Origin of the sequence: Citrobacter sp. Cpo074 (assembly GCF_030332745.1) — a bacterium.
Lineage (GTDB): Bacteria > Pseudomonadota > Gammaproteobacteria > Enterobacterales > Enterobacteriaceae > Citrobacter > Citrobacter portucalensis.
In genome coordinates this window covers 1,142,650-1,164,487 of the sequence record NZ_JAOWHG010000027.1, presented here as the reverse complement: position 1 = coordinate 1,164,487, position 21,838 = coordinate 1,142,650, and the positions used below count along the sequence as shown (strand labels likewise).

The 21,838-nt window shown below is 53.3% G+C and carries 19 protein-coding genes; 5 read left to right on the top strand and 14 right to left on the bottom strand.

Annotated elements, in window-relative coordinates:
- Nucleotides 1-43: 43 nt before the first annotated feature.
- From OGX83_RS10225 to cecR, 4 genes are read right to left on the bottom strand one after another with little or no spacing between them, the layout of a single operon-like run.
- A complete protein-coding gene (locus OGX83_RS10225; protein WP_003831545.1) occupies nt 44-1,177 on the bottom strand; it encodes an ABC transporter permease in 1,134 nt (377 codons plus the stop codon).
- Nucleotides 1,170-2,906 (bottom strand): ATP-binding cassette domain-containing protein, encoded by a 1,737-nt coding sequence (locus OGX83_RS10220; protein ID WP_060682507.1) that lies wholly within the window; start codon nt 2,904-2,906, stop codon nt 1,170-1,172. Before OGX83_RS10220 ends, OGX83_RS10225 begins: the two co-directional genes overlap by 8 nt.
- Nucleotides 2,899-3,894, bottom strand: coding sequence for a secretion protein HlyD (gene hlyD / locus OGX83_RS10215; protein WP_008784196.1), 996 nt, complete (start codon nt 3,892-3,894; stop codon nt 2,899-2,901). The genes OGX83_RS10220 and hlyD overlap by 8 nt, the downstream gene beginning before the upstream one ends.
- The gene (cecR, locus tag OGX83_RS10210) at nt 3,891-4,568 is read right to left on the bottom strand and encodes a transcriptional regulator CecR (protein ID WP_003831550.1); all 678 of its coding nucleotides are present in this window, start codon (nt 4,566-4,568) and stop codon (nt 3,891-3,893) included. The genes hlyD and cecR overlap by 4 nt, the downstream gene beginning before the upstream one ends.
- A gap of 221 nt (nt 4,569-4,789) precedes the next feature.
- On the opposite strand from cecR, the gene rhlE reads away from it, so the two are divergent.
- The 4 genes from rhlE to OGX83_RS10190 all read left to right on the top strand — a co-directional run bounded on the left by rhlE (nt 4,790) and on the right by OGX83_RS10190 (nt 10,629).
- Entirely contained in the window at nt 4,790-6,136 is a 1,347-nt protein-coding gene (gene rhlE, locus OGX83_RS10205) for an ATP-dependent RNA helicase RhlE (RefSeq protein ID WP_060682506.1), read from the top strand.
- Nucleotides 6,137-6,232: 96 nt separating this feature from the next.
- Nucleotides 6,233-8,383, top strand: a complete 2,151-nt coding sequence (gene dinG / locus OGX83_RS10200) for an ATP-dependent DNA helicase DinG (RefSeq protein ID WP_071445151.1) — start codon at nt 6,233-6,235, stop codon at nt 8,381-8,383.
- Between the two features lie 29 nt (nt 8,384-8,412).
- A complete protein-coding gene (ybiB, locus tag OGX83_RS10195) occupies nt 8,413-9,381 on the top strand; it encodes a DNA-binding protein YbiB (protein WP_048214626.1) in 969 nt (322 codons plus the stop codon).
- A gap of 162 nt (nt 9,382-9,543) precedes the next feature.
- On the top strand, nt 9,544-10,629 hold the full coding sequence (locus tag OGX83_RS10190) for a malate/lactate/ureidoglycolate dehydrogenase (protein ID WP_286587993.1): 1,086 nt from the start codon (nt 9,544-9,546) through the stop codon (nt 10,627-10,629).
- A gap of 97 nt (nt 10,630-10,726) precedes the next feature.
- Here OGX83_RS10190 and ybiJ read toward each other — a convergent pair whose 3' ends face one another.
- From ybiJ to mcbA, 5 genes are all read right to left on the bottom strand, one after another.
- A complete protein-coding gene (ybiJ, locus tag OGX83_RS10185) occupies nt 10,727-10,987 on the bottom strand; it encodes a DUF1471 family protein YbiJ (protein ID WP_286587991.1) in 261 nt (86 codons plus the stop codon).
- Between the two features lie 300 nt (nt 10,988-11,287).
- Nucleotides 11,288-11,554: a DksA/TraR family C4-type zinc finger protein gene (locus OGX83_RS10180; protein ID WP_008784204.1), complete on the bottom strand. Its 267-nt coding sequence runs from the start codon at nt 11,552-11,554 to the stop codon at nt 11,288-11,290.
- 75 nt (nt 11,555-11,629) lie between these two features.
- The gene (gene ybiX / locus OGX83_RS10175) at nt 11,630-12,307 is read right to left on the bottom strand and encodes a PKHD-type hydroxylase YbiX (protein ID WP_174770534.1); all 678 of its coding nucleotides are present in this window, start codon (nt 12,305-12,307) and stop codon (nt 11,630-11,632) included.
- 43 nt (nt 12,308-12,350) lie between these two features.
- Nucleotides 12,351-14,636, bottom strand: coding sequence for a catecholate siderophore receptor Fiu (locus tag OGX83_RS10170; protein WP_071445276.1), 2,286 nt, complete (start codon nt 14,634-14,636; stop codon nt 12,351-12,353).
- Nucleotides 14,637-14,926: 290 nt separating this feature from the next.
- The gene (gene mcbA / locus OGX83_RS10165) at nt 14,927-15,187 is read right to left on the bottom strand and encodes a DUF1471 family periplasmic protein McbA (RefSeq protein WP_048235782.1); all 261 of its coding nucleotides are present in this window, start codon (nt 15,185-15,187) and stop codon (nt 14,927-14,929) included.
- Nucleotides 15,188-15,397: 210 nt separating this feature from the next.
- Between mcbA and rlmF the strand changes: the two genes are divergently transcribed.
- Entirely contained in the window at nt 15,398-16,324 is a 927-nt protein-coding gene (gene rlmF / locus OGX83_RS10160) for a 23S rRNA (adenine(1618)-N(6))-methyltransferase RlmF (RefSeq protein WP_048226015.1), read from the top strand.
- On the opposite strand, the gene ybiO is transcribed toward rlmF, so the two are convergent.
- The 5 genes from ybiO to dps all read right to left on the bottom strand — a co-directional run bounded on the left by ybiO (nt 16,321) and on the right by dps (nt 21,808).
- Complete coding sequence (gene ybiO, locus OGX83_RS10155) at nt 16,321-18,558, bottom strand: mechanosensitive channel protein (protein ID WP_286587988.1); 2,238 nt, start codon at nt 18,556-18,558, stop codon at nt 16,321-16,323. The genes rlmF and ybiO overlap by 4 nt on opposite strands.
- Nucleotides 18,559-18,676: 118 nt before the next feature.
- Entirely contained in the window at nt 18,677-19,399 is a 723-nt protein-coding gene (gene glnQ / locus OGX83_RS10150; protein WP_003035246.1) for a glutamine ABC transporter ATP-binding protein GlnQ, read from the bottom strand.
- Complete coding sequence (gene glnP, locus OGX83_RS10145; RefSeq protein WP_003035248.1) at nt 19,396-20,055, bottom strand: glutamine ABC transporter permease GlnP; 660 nt, start codon at nt 20,053-20,055, stop codon at nt 19,396-19,398. Before glnP ends, glnQ begins: the two co-directional genes overlap by 4 nt.
- Before the next feature lie 137 nt (nt 20,056-20,192).
- Nucleotides 20,193-20,939, bottom strand: coding sequence for a glutamine ABC transporter substrate-binding protein GlnH (glnH, locus tag OGX83_RS10140; RefSeq protein WP_048235778.1), 747 nt, complete (start codon nt 20,937-20,939; stop codon nt 20,193-20,195).
- Nucleotides 20,940-21,304: 365 nt separating this feature from the next.
- Complete coding sequence (gene dps, locus OGX83_RS10135) at nt 21,305-21,808, bottom strand: DNA starvation/stationary phase protection protein Dps (RefSeq protein WP_286587985.1); 504 nt, start codon at nt 21,806-21,808, stop codon at nt 21,305-21,307.
- Nucleotides 21,809-21,838: the final 30 nt, after the last annotated feature.

Genomic DNA, 21,838 nt, shown 5'->3' with positions numbered 1-21,838 from the left:
AACGCCTTATCCGGCCTACGGCTACAATTATCCATACACGAATTTAATCCAGCCGACGTTTGGTTTTAAGCCACGTCAGGCCAATAAACATCACCGCCGAAGCGATTAAAAACAGCACGTTGATAATCAGCACCACCGGAATATTTCCCGCCAGAAACAGGCTTTGCAGGGTGCTGACGAAATAACGCGCCGGAATAATGTAGGTTACCGCCCGGATAATCGCGGGCATGCTGTCTATCTGGAAGATAAATCCCGACAGCATAATCGAGGGCAGGAAGGCGGCGTTCAGTGCGACCTGCGCGGCGTTAAACTGGTTGCGGGTGATGGTGGAAATAAGCAACCCCATACCGAGCGTACTGAGCAGAAACAGGCTGGTAATGAAAAACAGGATCAGCAACGAGCCACGGTAGGGCACGCCAAGAATAAACACCGACACCAGCATACACAGCAGCATCGCCAGCATGCCCAGAAAGTAATACGGGATCAATTTGCACAGCAGCAGCTCGACGCGGGTGACTTCGGTAGACAGCAGCGCTTCCATGGTGCCGCGCTCCCATTCGCGCGCCACCACTAATGAGGTGAGGATGGCGCCAATGACCGTCATGATGATGGTGACCGCCCCGGGAATAATAAAGTGCTGGCTGATGGCCGCCGGGTTAAACCAGTAGCGGGTTTGCACGTCGATCAAAGGTTTGAACGATTCCCCACGATCTTCTGCCCGCTGTTGCTGCCAGATTTGCCAGATGCCTTCGACATAACCCTGCACAAAGTTGGCGGTATTCGGTTCGCTGCCGTCGGTGATCACCTGGATCGGGGCGACATCGTTAGGTCGCGCCATCTGCTGGGCAAAATCCACTGGGATCACCACCAGACCGCGAATGCGCCCGGCCTGCATTTTCTCAATCAGTTCCTGACGATTATCGCTGATGGTGGCGTCAATATACGGCGATCCGGTCATGGTATGGGTAAAATCCAGCGCTTCTTCGCTCTGCTGTTCGAGCAAAATCCCTACCCGCAGCTTGCTGGAGTCGAGGTTGATCCCGTAGCCGAAGATAAACAGCAGCAGCAGCGGGATCACCACAGCAATCAGCCAACTGCTGGGATCGCGGACGATCTGGCGCGTCTCTTTCACGCACAGCGCGCGGACGCGACGCCAGGAGAGAGCGGAGTTACTCATGCGTATGCTCCTTATCCCAGTCATTGATTAGCGTGATGAACGCCTGTTCCATGGTCGGGTCCGGCGTGTCGCTGTCGGCAGCCTGAGCCTTCAGGTCGTCTGGCGTACCGCTGGCTATCAGTTTGCCGCGATACACCAGCCCGATGCGATCGCAGTATTCTGCCTCATCCATAAAGTGGGTGGTCACCATCACCGTGACGCCTTTTTCCACCATGCTGTTGATATGCAACCAGAACTCACGACGGGTGAGGGGATCGACCCCGGAAGTGGGTTCATCAAGGAACAGAATGTCGGGTTCATGCATCAGCGAGCAGGCCAGCGCCAGACGCTGCTTAAAGCCCAGCGGCAGTTCATCGGTGGCATGGGAAGCGATACTCTTCAGGCCAAATGCCTCGCTCATACGATCGATTTTCTCTTTCTGCGCCCGACCGCGCAGGCCGTAGACGCCGGAGAAAAAGCGCAGATTCTGTTCAACCGTCAGGTTACCGTACAGGGAGAATTTCTGCGCCATATAGCCCAGATGCTGACGCGCTTTACCGGAGCTAACTTTCAGGTCCATATCCAGCACCAGCGCTTTGCCGGAAGTGGGGACCAGCAGGCCGCACATCATTTTAAAGGTGGTGGATTTGCCAGCGCCGTTGGGTCCTAACAGACCAAAAATCTCGCCGCGCTGCACGGCAAAGTCTACGTGGTCGGTAGCGGCAAAATCGCCAAATTTCTTGGTCAGCGCTTTGGCTTCGATCACCGTTTCGCCAGGCGTGCCTTCCACGGTATGCAGGATAGCGCCCAGTGGGGACTCCGATGTTCCGGCTCCGCCGAGTAAATCGATAAAGGCATCTTCGAAGCGGGGGGCTGTTTCGTTGATGGTTATCTCCGGCATGCCGTCAGCGTTTTGGATCTGCTGAGCAGTAGCCTCTTTTTTCAGGATTAAACGGACGGATTTGCCCTGAATCATTCCGTCGCTGACCAGCGGCAGTTTTAACGCGCGTTGCAGCAGTCGGCGGTTGTTTTCCTGTGGACTGCTCATCAGGAAGCTGCGACCCGCCATGGTTTGCGTAAGCTGAGTAGGATCGCCCTGGTATAACAGCTCACCTTCGTTCATCAGCAGCACATCACGGCATTGCTCTGCTTCATCCAGATACGACGTACTCCAGAGGATCAGCATGCCGTCCCCGGCCAGCTCGTGGACCATTTGCCACAGTTCGCGACGGGAAATAGGGTCGACACCCACGCCTGGCTCATCCAGCAGCAACACTTTGGGTTCGCCAACCAGCGTACAGGCAAGCCCGAGCTTCTGCTTCATGCCGCCAGAAAGCTTGCCAGCCAGTCGTCCGGTAAATGGTCCCAGCGAGGTGAATTCCAGGAGTCGGGCAAAGGTTTTTTCTCGCGCTTCACCGGTGACGCTGCGTAAGTCGGCATAGAGATTGAGGTTCTCCATGACGGTTAAATCTTCGTACAGACCAAATTTCTGCGGCATATAGCCCAGCACCGCATGTAGTGCGCTGTCGTCTTTGATGGGGTCAAAACCAATCACTTCAGCACTTCCGGCATCAGGTTTTAATAATCCCGCCAGCATTCGCATCAACGTAGTTTTGCCCGCGCCGTCCGGCCCGACAAGCCCGGTCACGTAGCCTGCATGAACGGTACAGTCGAGCGGGGCGACGGCCGGTTTTTCCATTCCGGCAAAGTTTTTCGTCAGCCCTTTAAGCGTAATGACGGCGTCATTCATGCCGTGCCTCATCGCCAAACTTTATCGTTACCGGCATTCCCTGACGCAGCGCATCGTCCGCGTCGGTCACCACAATTCGCAGGCGATAAACCAGGTCGGTACGCAGGTCAGGAGTCTCGACCGTTTTCGGGGTAAATTCGGCGGTAGGAGAAACGAAGCCGATTTTGCCGTGATACGGTTTGTCCGGGCGGCCATCGGTATAGAGCAGGATCTCACGTCCTGGCTGCGCCTGGCTCAGATTTCGTTCGTCAACGTAAGCACGAACCCAAACCGGACGCGTGAGCGACAGCGTCAGTACCGTGCCCCCTTCGTTCAGCATGCTGCCGGGTTCAACTGCACGGGTGAGAAGCGTGCCGTCAGACGGCGAGGTCAGCGTGGTGTCATGCAAATTAAGCTCTGCCTGTGCCAGCTCGGCCTGAGCTTGTTCGAGCGTGGCTTTTGCCTGCTCGATGTCCTGCACACGATTACCGCTGCGATACTGCGTGAGTTTATCCTGTGCGGATTTCAGCGAAGCTAACGCCTGATCGCGAGATGAACGGGCGTTTTCCAGATCGTTGGCTGAAATGGTGCGGCTTTTCCACAATCCGACCTGCCGATTGTAAAAGTTCTGCGCGTAATCATAGGCGGCCTGTGCCTGTTTGACTGCCGCCGCGGTTTGCGCGATCTCTTCTTCGCGATACCCTGCCAGCATCAGATCGTATTGTGCCTGTGCGGCGGCAACGTTGGCTTTTGCCTGCATCAATGCGTTTTCATACGGTGCGCGGTCCAGTTCACCCAGCACCTGACCGGCGGTAATCGCATCGCCTTCGTCAACCGCCAGCGAGGCCAGCCTGCCGCCGACACGAAAACTCAGGTTGACGCTACGGATATCGACATTGCCGTATAGCGTCAGGCCGTTATCTTGCCGACTCTGATACCACCACGTTCCACCGGCAATCACGGCAACGAGGGCCGCGATAACCAGCCCGAGAACGACAGGTTTTTTCATGACTCCAGACTCCTTTGCGTTAAACCTTGCAGAATAAGATCGATGTGACAGGTGATCGTTTGGTCAATCAGCGCGGTTTTATCCTCATCAAATTGTGACCAGCCTGTACGCAACAGAATGGTTTCTTTCCCCAGACGAAAAGCCAGCACCTCGCCGAGTATGGCGTGGGTATGCAGAATCATCTGGGTATCGTTGGCATCGCCACCGGTATAGGCGGCAATCAGGCGCGTCAGATGTGTATGCAGCGGATTGATAACCTGGTCGTGCACCAGTTGATAAGCCGCGGTGGGGGAAAGCTGTTCGCGCGAGATAAATTTGCTCAGGTTAACGGTGTCGTCCTGAGTTAACAGCATGATCATATTTTTGCAGGCGCGCAGGATCAGTTCGCGCATCGCGCCACGGTCCGGCTCTGGTTGGGCGAATAAACGCTCGGCCTCTTCAGCGTGCGGGCGGAACTGTGCACCGATAAAATCCGCAATCCACTGGGCGCAGGCGAGATATAAATCCTCTTTTGAGCCAAAATAGTAGGTGATAGCCGCAATGTTTTGCCCGGCCTGTGCAGCGATATCGCGCGTCGTGGCGTGCAGACCATACTCGCCGAATTGCGCCAATGCGGCGGCAATGAGCTGGTTCTTCGCCTGTTCACCTTTGGTTGTCATGGTGGGTGTATTCATGGCACGACTCTGATATTAATCAATCGATTGATTAAGATTATGACTGATGTGCAGCCTTGTCCAGTCCGAAGCATTATTTTCCAGTGAAGGGATAATTTATGCGGCACATCACAAAAACTGCTACACTCCGCCCCTTCATGACATTGTGGTTTTTGTCATCTCTATTGTATGTATCTCCCTGAAAACGACACCGGTAACGGTCAGGGCGGTTCGGAGTTGTTATGTCTTTTGATTCCCTTGGTTTAAACCCTGAAATTTTACGTGCCGTTGCCGAGCAGGGTTACCGTGAACCTACCCCTATTCAGCAGCAGGCTATTCCTGCCGTGCTGGAAGGCCGAGATCTGATGGCCAGCGCCCAGACCGGTACGGGGAAAACGGCAGGTTTTACCTTGCCGCTGTTGCAGCACCTGATCACCAATCAGCCGCATGGTAAAAGCCGTCGTCCGGTTCGTGCGCTGATCCTCACGCCAACCCGCGAACTGGCGGCCCAGATTGGCGAAAACGTCCGTGATTACAGTAAGTATCTGAATATTCGCTCGCTGGTGGTCTTCGGCGGCGTCAGCATTAACCCGCAGATGATGAAGCTGCGTGGCGGCGTAGATGTGCTGATCGCCACTCCGGGTCGTTTGCTCGATCTGGAACACCAGAATGCGGTGAAACTGGATCAGGTTGAGATCCTGGTACTGGATGAAGCTGACCGCATGCTGGATATGGGCTTTATTCACGATATTCGTCGCGTTCTGGCAAAACTGCCGGCAAAACGTCAGAACCTGTTGTTCTCGGCAACGTTCTCTGATGACATTAAATCGCTGGCCGAAAAACTGTTGCACAACCCGCTGGAAATCGAAGTGGCGCGTCGTAATACCGCGTCAGAGCAGGTTACTCAGCACGTTCATTTCGTTGATAAAAAACGTAAACGCGAACTACTGTCGCAGATGATTGGTCAGGGCAACTGGCAGCAGGTGCTGGTGTTTACCCGTACCAAACATGGCGCGAACCATCTGGCAGAGCAGCTGAATAAAGACGGCATCCGCAGTGCGGCTATCCACGGTAATAAATCTCAGGGTGCGCGTACGCGTGCGCTGGCTGATTTTAAATCCGGTGATATTCGCGTGCTGGTAGCGACCGATATTGCCGCGCGAGGTCTGGACATTGAAGAGTTACCGCACGTGGTGAACTACGAGCTGCCAAACGTCCCGGAAGACTACGTGCACCGCATTGGTCGTACCGGTCGTGCGGCCGCTACCGGCGAAGCGTTGTCTCTGGTGTGCGTCGATGAACACAAGCTGTTGCGTGACATCGAGAAGTTGCTGAAAAAAGAGATCCCGCGTATTGCAACGCCAGGCTATGAGCCAGACCCGTCCATTAAAGCTGAGCCGATCCAGAACGGTCGTCAGCAGCGTGGCGGCGGCGGTGGTCGCGGGCAGGGAGGAGCAGGGCGCGGACAGCAGCCGCGTCGTCAGGATGGCGGTGCGCCAAAAGCGAAGCCGCGTAATGGCGAAGGCAAACCGGCAGGTGATAAACCTCGTCCACCGCGCCGTCCGCGCAAACCGTCTGCAGCGCAGTAATTGCGAGCCCGGCCGAAAGGTCGGGCTTTTCTTTTTGCGACACGGGATAGAAAGTGCCACAATAGTGGCTGTTTATACAGTATTTCAGGTTTTCTCATGGCACTTACCGCCGCGCTAAAAGCGCAAATCGCCGCCTGGTACAAGGCGCTTCAGGAACAGATCCCCGACTTTATCCCCCGTGCGCCGCAGCGGCAGATGATTGCTGACGTCGCGAAAACGCTCTCCGGGGAAGAAGGGCGGCATCTGGCGATTGAAGCACCGACCGGGGTGGGGAAAACCCTGTCGTATCTGATTCCCGGTATTGCCATCGCGCGTGAAGAACAAAAAACGCTGGTGGTCAGTACCGCCAACGTCGCTTTGCAGGACCAGATCTACAGCAAAGATTTACCGCTGCTGCGCAAAATTATCCCCGATCTGCGTTTTACCGCTGCGTTTGGTCGCGGACGCTATGTCTGCCCGCGTAACTTAGCGGCGCTGGCCAGCACTGAACCCAATCAGCAGGATCTGCTGGCTTTTCTCGACGATGACCTGACGCCCAACAACCAGGAAGAACAAAAGCGCTGCGCCAGGCTAAAAGGCGATCTCGACAGCTACAAGTGGGACGGGCTGCGCGACCACACCGATATCGCTATCGACGACGGACTCTGGCAGCGTCTGAGCACCGATAAAGCCAGCTGTCTGAATCGCAACTGTCACTACTATCGTGAATGCCCTTTTTTTGTCGCCCGCCGGGAGATTCAAGAAGCTGAAGTGGTCGTGGCTAATCATGCGCTGGTAATGGCGGCCATGGAAAGCGAAGCCGTTTTGCCGGAGCCGAAAAACCTACTGCTGGTACTTGATGAAGGTCACCATTTGCCGGATGTCGCGCGCGATGCGCTGGAGATGAGCGCAGAAATCAGCGCCCCCTGGTATCGACTTCAGTTGGATCTATTTTGCAAATTAGTGGCTACCTGCCTGGAGCAGTTTCGCCCGAAGACCACGCCGCCACTGGCAAATGCCGAGCGTCTGAACGGTCACTGTGAGGAACTGTATGAGCTGATTTCATCGCTCAATAACATTCTTAATCTGTATATGCCCGCTACCCAGGAGGCAGAACACCGCTTCGCGATGGGCGAATTGCCTACGGAAGTGATGGAGATTTGTCAGCGTCTGGCAAAGCTAACAGAAATGCTGCGCGGTCTGGCGGAACTGTTCCTCAACGATCTCAGCGAAAAAACCGGCACTCACGATATCGTGCGTCTGCATCGGGTTATTTTGCAGATGAACCGGGCGCTGGGCATGTTTGAGGCGCAAAGCAAACTGTGGCGGCTGGCATCGCTCGCGCAGTCGTCAGGCGCGCCGGTGAGTAAATGGGCGACGCGCGAGGTGCGTGACGGGCAGATCCACGTCTGGTTCCACTGCGTGGGGATCCGTGTGAGCGATCAGCTCGAACGACTGCTGTGGCGTAGCGTCCCGCATATTATTGTCACTTCCGCAACGCTGCGCTCGCTCAACAGCTTCTCGCGTTTGCAGGAGATGAGCGGTCTGAAAGAAAAAGCAGGGGACCGGTTTGTCGCGCTGGATTCACCGTTTAATCACGTTGAACAGGGCAAAATCGTCATTCCGCAGATGCGCTACGAACCGTTAATTGATAACGAAGAGCAGCATATCGCGGAAATGGCCGCCTATTTTCGCGAACAGCTGGAGAGTAAAAAGCATCAGGGCATGCTGGTACTCTTTGCCAGCGGTCGCGCGATGCAGCGTTTTCTTGAGCATGTTACCGATCTGCGCCTGCTGTTGCTGGTGCAGGGCGATCAGCCGCGCTACCGTCTGGTGGAGTTGCACCGCAAACGGGTGACCAACGGCGAGCGCAGTGTGCTGGTTGGGCTGCAATCTTTTGCTGAAGGTCTGGACTTGAAAGGCGACCTGCTGACTCAGGTGCATATTCACAAAATTGCTTTTCCGCCTATCGACAGCCCGGTGGTGATCACCGAGGGCGAGTGGTTGAAAAGTCTGAACCGCTACCCCTTCGAGGTGCAGAGCTTGCCTGCGGCGTCATTCAATTTGATCCAGCAGGTTGGGCGACTCATCCGTAGCCATGGCTGCTGGGGAGAAGTGGTTATTTATGACAAGCGTTTATTGACCAAAAGCTATGGCAAGCGTTTACTGAACGCGTTACCCATATTTCCGATAGAGCAACCTGCTGTGCCAGACGTTATAGTAAAACCAAAAGAAAAAGCGAAACCCACGCGCCGCCGTCGGCGTTAACGATGCGAGCAACAGGCAAGGAGTTATCGATGGATTACCGCAAAATCATTAAAGAGATTGGGCGAGGAAAAAATCACGCGCGTGACCTGGATAAGGATACTGCTCGCGGACTGTATACCCATATGATGAACGGCGACGTACCTGACCTTGAGATGGGAGGGGTACTGATTGCGCTACGTATCAAGGGCGAAGGTGAAGCGGAGATGCTGGGCTTTTACGAAGCGATGCAAAACCACACCATTCGCCTGACTCCGCCGGTAACCAAACCCATGCCGATTGTCATTCCCAGCTACAATGGCGCGCGCAAGCAGGCGAATTTGACTCCGCTGCTGGCGATTTTACTGCATAAACTCGGTTTTCCGGTGGTGGTGCACGGCGTCAGCGAGGATCCAACCCGCGTACTGACTGAAACCATTTTCGAACTTATGGGGATTACGCCAACGCTGCATGCCGGGCAGGCGCAGGCAAAGCTGGATGGTCATGAGCCGGTGTTTATTCCGGTGAGCGCGCTGTGCCCTCCGCTGGAGAAACAGCTGGCGATGCGCTGGCGCATGGGGGTGCGTAACAGTGCACATACGCTGGCTAAATTAGCCACGCCGTTTGCTGAAGATGCCGCGCTGCGTCTTTCCAGCGTGTCCCACCCGGAATATGTTTCGCGCGTGGCGAAGTTCTTCGGCGATATCGGTGGGCGCGGCCTGTTGATGCATGGTACCGAGGGCGAAGTGTATGCCAACCCGCAGCGCTGCCCGCAGATAAGCCTGATAGATTCATCCGGTGTGCGAGTGCTACAAGACCGACAGAGCGAGATGCCTGACGAGCCGGTACCGCTACCGGTAGCAAAAGATCCGGAAACCACCGCGCGCTGGATTGAGCGTTGTCTGGCTGGCAGTGAGCCTGTTCCGGCATCGTTGAAAATCCAGATGGCCTGCTGCCTGGTGGCAACCGGTGAGTCCGCCTCACTGGCTGAAGGACTTGCCCGCGTCGAGCAAAGTTTCTAAACCATTTGTTATCCCGACGGGCCTGTTGCCTGGCCTGTCGGTTCTCTCTTTTAGGCAATGTGAAATTTCTGCACGTTTATTGACCTCCAGCGCACCGTGGCGCAGCATAGTTTGTTGAAAAATAAGAAACACAACAAACACGCGACACAACAGGAGATAACAATGAACAGTGGACATCGCTTCCATGTGCCAACGCTGCACGCCTTTATCCAGGCCGTTTTTCATCAGATGGGAAGCAATGATCAGGAGGCGCGGCTGGTGGCCGACCATCTGATAGCCTCTAACCTCGCCGGTCACGACTCCCATGGCATCGGTATGATCCCAAGCTATATTCGTTCATTCTCGCAGGGGCATCTGCAGATCAACCGTCATGCCAAAGTGGTAAAGGATGTGGGGGCGGTGATTACGCTTGACGGCGACTGTGCGTTTGGTCAGGTGGCGGCGCACGAGGCAATCACGCTTGGAATCGAAAAAGCGCGTCAGTACGGAATCGCTGCCGTGGCATTACATAATTCGCACCATATCGGCCGTATTGGCTACTGGGCGGAGCAATGTGCGGCGGCAGGTTTTGTCTCGGTACACTTTGTGAATGTGGTGGGGATCCCGATGGTCGCACCGTTTCATGGGCGCGATAGCCGTTTTGGCACCAATCCTTTCTGCGTCGTGTTTCCACGTAAAAATACCTTCCCACTGTTGCTGGACTATGCAACCAGCGCCATCGCGTTTGGCAAAACCCGTGTGGCATGGCATAAGGGCGAGCCGGTGGCTCCAGGATGCCTGATTGATGTGGCGGGTGTTCCCACTACCGATCCTGCGGTAATGCAGGTTTCTCCGCTGGGGTCGTTGCTGACCTTTGCCGAGCACAAGGGGTATGCGCTGGCGGCGATGTGCGAAATTATGGGCGGTGCGCTTTCTGGCGGTAAAACCACACATGAAGAGAGCCTGCAGACCAGCGCGGACGCCATCATTAACTGTATGACCACCATCATTATGAATCCACAACTGTTCGGCGCGCCGGACTGCGACAACCAGGTCGCGGCATTTGCTGAGTGGGTGAAAGCGTCGCCGCATGCTGAAGATGCCCCGATCCTGTTGCCTGGGGAGTGGGAGGTGAATACTCGCGAGGAACGGCTGGAACACGGTATTCCGCTGGATGCCGGAAGCTGGCAAGCGATTTGTGAGGCAGCACTGCAAATTGGGATGCCAGACGCCGTGTTGCAGGAATTCTGCCAACGGCTGGAAAAATAGGCAAAAAAAAGCCCGTCCAGTGGCGGACGGGCAAACAAAGGGTAACAAACAGGGTCAATGAGGGTTGGAGCATTGGGTCGTACAGGTAATCTTTCGGTTATTTATAGATAACCGCGGTGCCGCTCATTTTATCTTTGCCGATAGCGGAAGTGATGCTGTACCCAGTTGCGCCAGCAGCATTCGCTTTCTCAGCCAGTTTGGCTTCCAGGCCGTCCAGCGTAGTGGCGCCGTCAGCAGATACCACACCAATTTTGTTCATGTTTTGCGCCTGAGTAGAGGAAACCGGCTCGGCAGCGAAAACGCCAAATGACAGGGTAGACAGGGTGATGGCAGCAACAGCAAATTTGATATTTTTCATGATTAATCTCTCGCAGGGTTGTTCTGTTAGTCAGTGTTCTTTAAGAAGACGTTGTTCCGTCGATGTGATAAGTATCACGTTTTTTTTGGTGAGAGAAAATCGAATAGAATTGACGACATCAATCAAAAAAATTGAATGACAAATAACTTATTGAATATTAATAAATTCGAGTGAGGGATTTACAGTTCTTGTCATTGCGCTTTACAGAGAAGGCGACAACGGCACATTTTGCTACACAGGGTGCAAAAAAGCGTGCTCGTAAAGGAAATCGTATGCGCTGAAACTTTTGGTAAAGATAAGTCAACGTAGCTGGCTGTCTTTCGAACCTCTGCGGTTATATCCTGAAAATGATGCGCTATGTGAATCTTTATCCTGTTGGCAGGTGATGCACAAGCGTACCCCTGGCACGGCCTCACGTCTGGCCTGAGGGATAGGATTGCCGCATTCTTCGCATTCATACAGACTTTCCCCCGTCGGTAACTCACCGCGAGCGCGGGCAACAGCATCTTCAATAGTATTGTTGATCTGTTCGTTAACCGCGTCGTCATTTGCCCATCCGGATGCCATGTGTACCTCCTGCTGATGTCTACAGACTAAGTATAGCGAAGGTGATGGCTGAAAAACGACCACGCGCCAGCAGTATCAGATTTCAGACCATTCGCGCAGCAGGTTATGGTAGAGATTGAGTAATGACAGGATCTCGCTGCTCTCCCCATGGCGAACCTTCAGGGATTGAATGTTTTTATCCAGTTCAAAAAGCATGGCGCGATTTTTGTCGTCACGGACCATCGACTGTATCCACATAAAAGACGCTACACGAACGCCATGGGTCACTGGCGTGACGCAATGTAGGCTGCTGGAAGGGTAAAGCACCAGATCGCCTGCCGGAAGCTTCACCGCATGCTGGCCGTAAGTATCATTGACCAGCAGTTCTCCCCCTTCATAATCATTCGGGTTACTCAGGAATAAAGTTGCGGAAAGGTCCGTGCGCATCCAGCCGTTTTGCGGATGGCTACGCACCGCACCGTCAACGTGAAAACCGTAGGTCTCGTTGTCCTGGTAGCGATTAAACAGCGGTGTGGAGAGCGTTTTCGGTAGTGCTGCGGCGAAGAAAAGCGCGCTGTTATTTATCGCAGTCTGTACCGCCTGTTGTAAAACGCCGTAGCGTTCACTTTGCGTATTCACCTGCTGGTTGTTTTTAACCTGCGCCCCCTGAGCGCCGGTGGTTGCGCGGCCATCAACCCAGTCGGCAGCGTCCAGTTGTTCGCGAAACCAGGCTACATCCTGCACCGACAGAACGCCGGGAATGTGGTACATCATCAGTGTTTCTCCTGAAAGTGGGGCTTACGCCCCACGCGATGGATTAGAAATGCATATTGGCGGTGAGCAGGAAAGTTCTTGGCTCGCCCGGATGATAGCGGTATCCACTCTTGTTTATGGAGGATACATAATCGGTGTCGAACAGGTTATAGACGTTTAGCTGGAAATCGAGATTGCGATTCACGCGATAGCCCAGTTTGGCGTCAGCGACCCAGTAACCTTCAGTGTAGGATGGCGTACCCACCGCACCGTCGGAACCGCGATGCATACTGCCCACGTAGCGAGCGCCTGCGCCAACGGAGATATCATCGGTAGCCTGATACTGGTTCCACAGCGTGAATGCATGTTCCGGTGTATATGGCAGGGAAGAGGATCCATCCTGAGCAACGTTTTTACCGCTGTGGATGGTCGCGCGTTGCTGGGTGTAACCCCCAATAATCTGCCATGCGGGAGTGATGTTACCTGCTACCGAGAGCTCGTAGCCTTCAACGCGTTTCTCTCCGTACTGGGAATAGGTACCGTCGTCGTTCTGCTCAACTTCATTCTCAATATCTGTGCGGAAAATCGCGGCGGTTAACAGCAGGCGCTTATCCAGCACCTCCCATTTGGTGCCGATCTCGCTGGTTTTCGCTTTCTGCGGTTTGAAATCGGTACGGTTCGCACTGTTACCGCTGCCGCCCTGAGCAAGAGCAAAGTTGCTGCCGCCCGGTGGTTGCTGAGAAACGGCATAGTTGATGTACACGTTACCGTTATCGGTCAGGTGATACAGCGCGCCAGCTTTCCAGTTCACCAGATTGCCTGATTTGGCTGTATCCACAGTGGTGACCGGGGAACCTTTAGCCACGCCTGTCGGGCACGCGACTGCGCCGCGACCGGAAGCGCCACAAGCGGTGGCGCTGTCATATTCAGTGCGGTAATTGTCGAGGCGAATACCACCGTTCAGTTCGAATTCACGGGTAATTTGTAGCGTATCAAAAGCGTATACACCGAAGGTATCTGTTTGCCCGTTAGCGTTGGCGCCATTACGAGACAATCCGCCGATATTCACGTTGCTGTCGGGGTGATAGATATTAACCGGTGGTGGGGTGATCGGCACCACGCCATAGTTGGTTTGTGTTTCGCGCGTCAGCTCCACGCCGGTGCTGATGTCGTGACCGATGGATCCCGTGTAGAACGTTGAGGTCAGGTTGGTCTGGTTGGTCAAGATCTTATTGCTGACATCCTTGGTATTTGCCAGGCGTGACCAGGTCCAGCTGTCGACGCTGCTGGTGGGTTGGGTGATGTTAGACGCGCCGCCCATCACCGCCGTCATCAGATAATCCTGTTTAATGCGCGACCAGCGGGTGGTGTTGCGAATAGTGGTGCTGTCGTTCAGGTCATGTTCAAAACGCATCGTCGCGGTATCGGTTGTCGAATCGTCATAATCCGAGTTGGTACCGTAGAAATTATGCGTGTCCACTTTGCCTGAATGATTCAGTGCAGAAGTCCCCGCAGAAGGTGCGGAGTATCCCGGCAGGCCAATGGTAGGGATGCCGCCATCCGGTGTGTTGTGTTGGGTGACATGCAGATAGTTCAGGTACAGTCGGTTCTCAGTCCCTAAGCCAAAAGCGAGAGAGGGGGCCACACCGTAACGTTCATTCTTAACATTATCGCGACCAGCATCATGCGTTTTTTCACCCATCAGGTTTAAACGTGCGGCGGTGGTCTCGCCGATGACCTGGTTAATGTCCAGCGTACCACGGCGGAACCAGGCGCTACCGACGCTGGCCGATGCATCGATTCCTGAGTCGGTGCGTGGCTGCTTGCTGATCATATTGATAGAGCCAGTCGGTGCGCTACGTCCATAGTCGGTACCGGAAGGACCTTTGATTACTTCCACCTGTTCGGTATTGAAGGTGTCGCGCGTGACGCTGCCAATATCACGGATACCGTCGATATAAATACTGTTCGAGGTATCCGCACCACGCATGTAAACCGCGTCACCGGTGCTGGAGTTACCGTTCTCACCGGCGAAAAATGCGCCAACGCCCGGGACGTTTTTCAGCGCGTCGGTCAGATTTGTTGCGCCTTGATCCTTAATCACCTGCTCAGAAATCACCGTCATGGTGCGGGTTGTATCCGCCACCGGACGGGAGAATTTAGGGTCGGCAGACTGTGTTGGGGCGTACAGCGAAGGTTTGGCCGCTTCAACGATCAGAGTGTCTTCTTGTTTTTTATCCTGGTCGTCCGCAGCGACAGCCTGAGCTATAGGGGACAGGCCAATGCACAGACCGGCAAAAAAAGTCAGTGAGTGAAAGCTACTGGACGGCAAGTTGCGATTTTTATCCATGTTAATGAGTGACTTATTATTTTTTGAGTGGACGGTTTCACTCGCGCGAAGGGACATCTCTATGGATGTTATACCCTGCAGGCCTCGCGGAAATGAATGTGTAATTGATAATGATTTTGATAAGCATTACTAATCAGTGCGACGTTTTAGCATTCATTAATTCAAAAATAAATACATTTATTTACATTGGATTCAAAATGCCAACATATTGATTACAAATTGAACTGCAATGAAGTGAACAGCGCGCAGAAAACTGCATTCGGGATGAATGCAGTTGGGCTGAGAAGGGGTTACTTATAGATGGTTGCTGTGCCGTACATCTGATTTTTACCGCCTGCAGAATTAACGACAAAGCCTTTTGCGCCTTGCTCTTTCGCTTTCTCCGCCAGCTTGTCTTCCAGGTCGCTCAGATTAGAGGCGCCGGTAGCGGATACGGTGCCGGAAGCATGTAGCTGACCGGTTGCAGGGCTAGTGTTGGGCTGTGCAGCAAAGGAGGCAAATGTCATGCCGGAAAGTACAGTAGCAGCAAGTAATGTGAGGCATTTCTTCATGGTGATGTCCTCTGAAAAACAACAGGTGTGCCTGATAAGTTTAGGTCGTCAGCGGATGATATTTACCGCAAAAAATCGATGATCAGTCGTCTGTTTTTTGAACAATCAGCAAGGCGTCAAACAGGTGTAAAAAATCAAATTTCCTTGTTGTGTGTGTTTACCGCGTGGCGTTATGCGGGTATCTTACGCCGCTGTTAAAAGGAGAATGCTATGTCTGCCCAGAAACCGGGATTACACCCACGCAACCGCCACAATGGCCGTTATGATCTTGCGACTTTATGCCAGGTTACGCCCGAGCTGACGCAATTTCTCACCCTCACGCCCGGCGGTGAGCAGAGTGTTGATTTCGCGAATCCGCAGGCAGTAAAGGCGCTCAATAAAGCACTGCTGGCGCATTTTTATGCGGTGAAAAACTGGGATATTCCAGATGGTTTTCTGTGCCCGCCGGTGCCTGGTCGTGCTGACTACATACACCATTTGGCTGACCTGTTGGGTGAAACCAGCGGAACCATTCCGGCAAATGCGAGCGTGCTGGACGTGGGAGTGGGGGCAAACTGTATTTATCCACTGATCGGCGTGCATGAATATGGCTGGCGATTCACGGGTAGTGAAACCAGTAGCGAAGCGTTTAACAGCGCTCAGGCGATCGTCAACGCCAATCCGGGATTAACCCGTGCTATTCGTCTGCGTCGCCAGAAAGATGCAACGGCAATCTTCAACGGCATCATTCACAAAAATGAGCAGTATGAAGCCACATTGTGCAACCCGCCATTCCATGATTCTGCGGCCTCAGCCCGTGCCGGAAGCGAGCGCAAACGCCGTAATCTGGGACAGGACAAAGACGATGCGCTGAACTTTGGCGGACAGCAGCAGGAGCTGTGGTGTGAAGGCGGTGAAGTGGCGTTCATCAAGAAAATGATTGCTGAAAGCCAGGCCTTTGGTCGCCAGGTGATGTGGTTTACTACACTGGTTTCTCGCGGCGAGAACTTGCCTCCGCTGTACCACGCATTAACGGATGCGGGCGCGGTGAAAGTGGTCAAGAAAGAGATGGCCCAGGGACAAAAGCAGAGTCGCTTTATTGCCTGGACCTTTATGGATAACGATCAGCGTCGTCGTTTTATGGCGCGTAAACGCTAAAGCGTTGGCTCGGTTGGCGGTAGCGGTTCGCTTGCCGCCGACGCAGGACCATTCCCTGGTGCAGGTAACACTTGATACGTCTGTACCGGGGCGCGTATGTTGGCCAGATCGAAGTATTTCTTCACCTGGCTGTCGAGCGCAAAACGTACCGTCCACTGCTTCAGCGGTAAGGTGGTAAACGAGACCCGTAGCGTGAATGCCGTATTGGTTAATCCTACAATCCCGGCAAACGACGGTTCGCCGATAATCAGCCCGCGAATATCATCTTTTTCCATCACCGCAGCAACCGCGTCTTTCAACGCCTGATTCGCTTTATCCGCATCCTCATGGCGGTCTACGTCGTAATTGGCGACGACCGATCCAATTCCACGCACAAAGTTGGCGAAGGTCGTTATCGATGACCAGGGAATAATATGGTACGCCCCGGTGTCCTGACGCACGCCCACAGAACGAATGGACATTCGTTCAACCGTACCGGTGAGTGGACCGATGGTCACCAGGTCGCCGGTGTTCATGCCATTTTCAAACTGAATAAAAATCCCGGTAATAATATCTTTTACCAGCGTTTGCGAGCCGAAAGAGATTGCCAGCCCCAGCGCCCCGGCCCCGGCCAGTAAAGGGGCGATATTAACGCCAATTTCGGACAGCACAATCATGATGGTGATCGTGCTGATGATCACCGCCAGCGCGTTGCGAAACAGCGTCAACAGGGTGCGGGTACGAGCGCTGGGTAGCGGGCGTCCGTGAATATCGGAAGCCAGACGATTTTCAATCAGGCTGGCAAGGATCGTCCAGCCGATGGCGGAGAAGAATAAAATCAGCGCGATACGGATCAGAATATCCACCGTTTTTTCTCCTGCGCCGTAATGCAGCCAGTTCCAGAAGTCGAACAGTCCCCAGGCATTCAATAGCAGCATCACCGCAACGCACACCGTCAGGATCCTGGCCACGCTTAACGCCGTCGACAGCCAGCCATTCAGCCGCTTTTGGAGTTCCGGATAGCTGCGCTGGGTGTGTGGCGAAAGGGTAATAGTTTTGGCTATCCAGCGGGAAAACATGCCGGAAACAAAGGCGGCAATTCCAATGATTACCAGGCTGCGCAGCGTAGCGCCCATCATGAATTTCAGGCTGTTGCCCGGATCAAACAGCGAAAAGAAAAACAGCACAATGAAGTAGGCGCTGGCCAGCCAGTGCCATACCAACGCAAAGGCGCGGATAAACAGGCTGAAAAAAGCTAACGATCTTTCTGCCAGATTCTGTAAATGCAGCGTTATCTCTTTCTTGTTTCTGAAAATCAGGTACAGCGCCCATAGCGTGATACATAGCATGATGATGACGTTGGCCATCGCGCCGACCTGCACATTGACCTGATTGGAGATAATGGGAACGGCAACTATAAGCCCGTAACCAATCAAACTGCTTAATGAACTCAAACGCCGATTCCAGTAGCGCGCACCGGCATCCTGAATGTTAAACGGACGCAGTTCGGCCACTGTTGGGCAAAATATCAGACGCAGAATGGCTTTGAAGAATTCAATCAGGGCAAAGGCATTGAGAAACAGGCTTTGCTGAAAGGCGATGGTGCGACTGCCGGCGTTCATTCTGTCGCTCAGTATCTGCCCGACAAACAATGTCAGCGCCAGCAGAAGCAAATCAATAATGAATGCCCCGACGATCATCGCCGGAAGCTGCAGCCAGTTGCTGCGTTCGCGGTTTTTCCGCCGCGCCCATTGCCCCATTTTGCGATACAGCGGCAGCGCGCACAGGCGGATCAGCCAGTAAAACCCGAACACTGACGCCGCCAGCATTAAAAAATGAGTCAGGGCATTGGTGAACGTTTGCGGGTTAAAGGTCTTGTGCGGTGCATCGGTAATATTGCGATAAAGCTGGGCAAAGCGGCTGGAGAGCGCCTCACCGTAGTGTCGGGTGACATCGGTGACGTTTTCCAGCACCGTTTTTTCTTCCGTTAACGTGGGTGGGACAATGGTTGGCACCGGTTCGGCTGGAGGAGTTGTCGCCACTTTGCGTAACTGATCGATCAGTTCTTTCCGCGAGGTGTCATTTTCCAGCACATCAGCCAGTGCGCCGTAGGCCGCTTTCTTCTGTTCAACATCTGGCTCCTTTGCCAGGGCGGTTTGTGCGTTGGTTGACGTTGGCGTGGTGACGCCAGGTATCGTCACTGCCTGAGTCGGAAGACTCAACAGACAAACAAAGATGAACAGGATCCAGCGCATGACTCCTCCCATGAGAAAATAAATTCAAAAGGATAAGTATAGATGTCAGGGCGGGAGGGAATTGAAATGAGAGGATTCTGGTGAAAAACCTCCCTTCGGGCGAAGGGAGGTTGAGCTATCAGGAAACGTGCTGCAAGAATTCCTGTAAGCGTTGGCTGGGTGGATTTTCAATCAGGGCCTGCGGATTACCGTCTTCGGCAATTCGTCCCTTATCAATGAAAATCAGGCGTGAAGCCACTTTTTCGGCAAAGCCGATTTCGTGGGTCACAATCACCATGGTCATCCCTTCTTCCGCCAGGTCCTGCATCACTTTCAGAACTTCATGGCGCAGTTCAGGGTCGAGTGCTGAGGTTGGCTCATCAAACAGCATCATTTTCGGTTTTACTGCCAGCGCACGGGCGATAGCCACACGCTGTTGTTGACCACCGGACAGTTCAGAAGGGTAGTGATGTGCACGTTCGGCCAGACCCACTTTTGCCAGCAGCTCTTTCGCCAGTTTCTCGGCCTGTTCTTTATTCGCCCCGCGTACGCGCTGCGGTCCGAACATGACGTTTTCCAGTGCCGTCAGATGTGGGAACAGGTAGAACTGCTGAAACACCATTCCGGCTTCCTGACGGATTAAGCGCTCGTCTACCTTCGGATCGTTTACTTTCAGACCATCGACGATCAGATCGCCGGAGGTTATCTCTTCCAGCTTGTTAATGCAGCGCAGCAGGGTAGATTTACCGGATCCTGACGGCCCGATAATCACCACGACTTCACCCTGCTGAATGTTCAGGTCAATATTGTGCAGCACCTGGGTTGGACCAAAGTGCTTAGAAACGTTTTTAAATTCAATCACAGGATTTTCATCCTTCTTTCCAGACGACGCAGAATGAAGCTCAGCACCAGCGTAATGATCAGATAGAACACCGCAACGGCGCTCCAGATTTCCAGTGCGCGGAAGTTACCGGCAATGATTTCCTGGCCCTGACGGGTCAGTTCAGCGACGCCAATGACAATAAACAGCGAGGTATCTTTAATGCTGATGATCCACTGGTTGCCCAGCGGCGGCAGCATACGACGCAGTGCGAGAGGTAAAATAACGTGGCGGATAGTCTCTGTGCGTGAAAGTCCAAGCGCCAAACCGGCTTCGCTGAACCCTTTATGGATTGAGAGCACGGCACCGCGGGTGATTTCCGCAATATAGGCCCCGGAGTTGATCATGATGGTGACAACGGCGGCGCTAAAGGGGTCAATGCGTAAATCGTTAAATGCCATTGGCAGAGCGAAGTAAATAAACATTACCTGCACAACGATTGGCGTACCGCGAATGACTTCGATAAACACCAGCGCTACGTGGTTGGCGATCCAACCGCCGAAAGTGCGCGCAAACCCTGCTGCAAGTCCGATTATCAGACCGCCAGCCAGACCGAGGACCGAGATCCACAGGGTCATTTTGGCGCCTTCAATCAAAAGCGGGATGGCGGGCCAGATGGCACTCCAGTCAAACTGCATATGTCGTTCCTGTTACCGTGGTGTAAATATTCAAATGCCCGTTTTGCCGGATGTGCTGTGCTTATCCGGCCTACAGGTCTCAAAAATCCAGGCGTAGGCCCGGTAAGCATCACGCTACCGGGCAACGCTGCCGGTTATTATTTAGGTTCAGTACCGAACCATTTTTTGTAGATTTCGTTGTAAGTACCGTTCTCTTTCAGCGTTTTCAGCGCGCCGTTCACTTTCTCACGCAGGTCGTCGCTGCCTTTCGGGAAGGCGATACCGTACTGCTGGGCTTCCAGCGATTCGCCTACAGCTTTGAACTGACCATTGCCTGCTGTTTTGATGAAGTAAAGAATGTTTGGTGTGTCGTGCAGTACAGCGTCTGCGCGGTTGGTGCCCAGTTCCATATATGCGTTATCGATATTCGGGAACTGACGCAGGTCTTTGGTTTTGATATTCGCTTTCGCGTAATCAACGGAACCGGTGCCGCTCTTAACTGCAACGACTTTACCATCCAGATCTTTTACGCTTTTGACGTCGTTGTTATTCGCTTTCACCATCACTAACAGACCGCTTTTGTAGTAGCCGTCGGAGAAGTCGATCGCTTTTTTACGCTCTTCGGTGATGGTGATACCTGCCAGTGCCAGGTCGATATTTTTGGTTTGCAGTGCCGGGATGATGCCGCTGAAATCCATCGGTTTCAGTTCATAATCCAGTTTCAGTTCTTTGGCCACGGCAGCCCACAGATCCACATCAAAACCAACGTATTTGTCACCCTGTTTGAATTCAAACGGTACAAACGCGGTGTCGGTTGCGACAACCAGTTTCTTGTCTGCGGCATGGGAGGACACCGCAAAAGCCAGGGTAAGTGCAGCCAGTGAAACTTTTAATACAGACTTCATAGGATTTCCTTTTATATCCACGGGGCGATCCCCTGCGAGAACATATGGCTTAATGAAAAAATCGTGCCAATTTTGCAACTCATTGTTTTAACAAGAGGGTGTCTCGTTTCTCTGCACAATAAGTAGGGCATAGCGAATAATCTGCACTGTTTTGGGGCACTCATTTGGTGCGAACCAGTCACGGTGCAAACTGTATGACTATTTAGCGTAAAAATTGTTGATAAAACAATCTTTCGTTAACGATTGTGTGAGGTGATTATTACAAATAATTTACTTTGGAGTGACGAATGATCAATGTTATGCACCATAGATGTGCAAAACCCCCGCCGGAGCGAGGGTTATATAGGTAATTCTTATGTCTGCTGTTACTCAATGTTGGCTTCGATAAACCACAGGAATTTATCGAGGTCGCGAGAAGCTGCGGTAAAGATATCCGCGGTATCTTCGTCTTTTGCTTCGCTGGTAGCTTTACGTACGCTGTTTGCAACTACGGCATAACGTTCGGCCAGCTCTTTTAAGTGGTCCTGTACGCTATGGATATCCAGCGGGTAACTTTTCAGAGGCGTTTTGCTGTTAATAACCTGAGTTGTGCCCAGTGCCACACCGCCCAACTGTACGGCGCGTTCAGCCATGGTGTCGAGGTGATCGGTCAGAGCTGTACGGAAGCCATCCAGCATTTCATGTACTGCAATGAAGTTTGCACCGCGCATGTTCCAGTGAGCCTGTTTGGTGATCAATGACAGGTCAATGAACTGGATTACTTGCTGATTCAGCAGTTCTACGGTCGCTTTCTTTTCGCTATCAGACACATCGTTGCGGGTATAAAGGAGGGCGGATGCTTTTGTTTTTACCAGTTTCGCGGTACTCATATTTTCATATCCTCTTGATATTTATGTCCC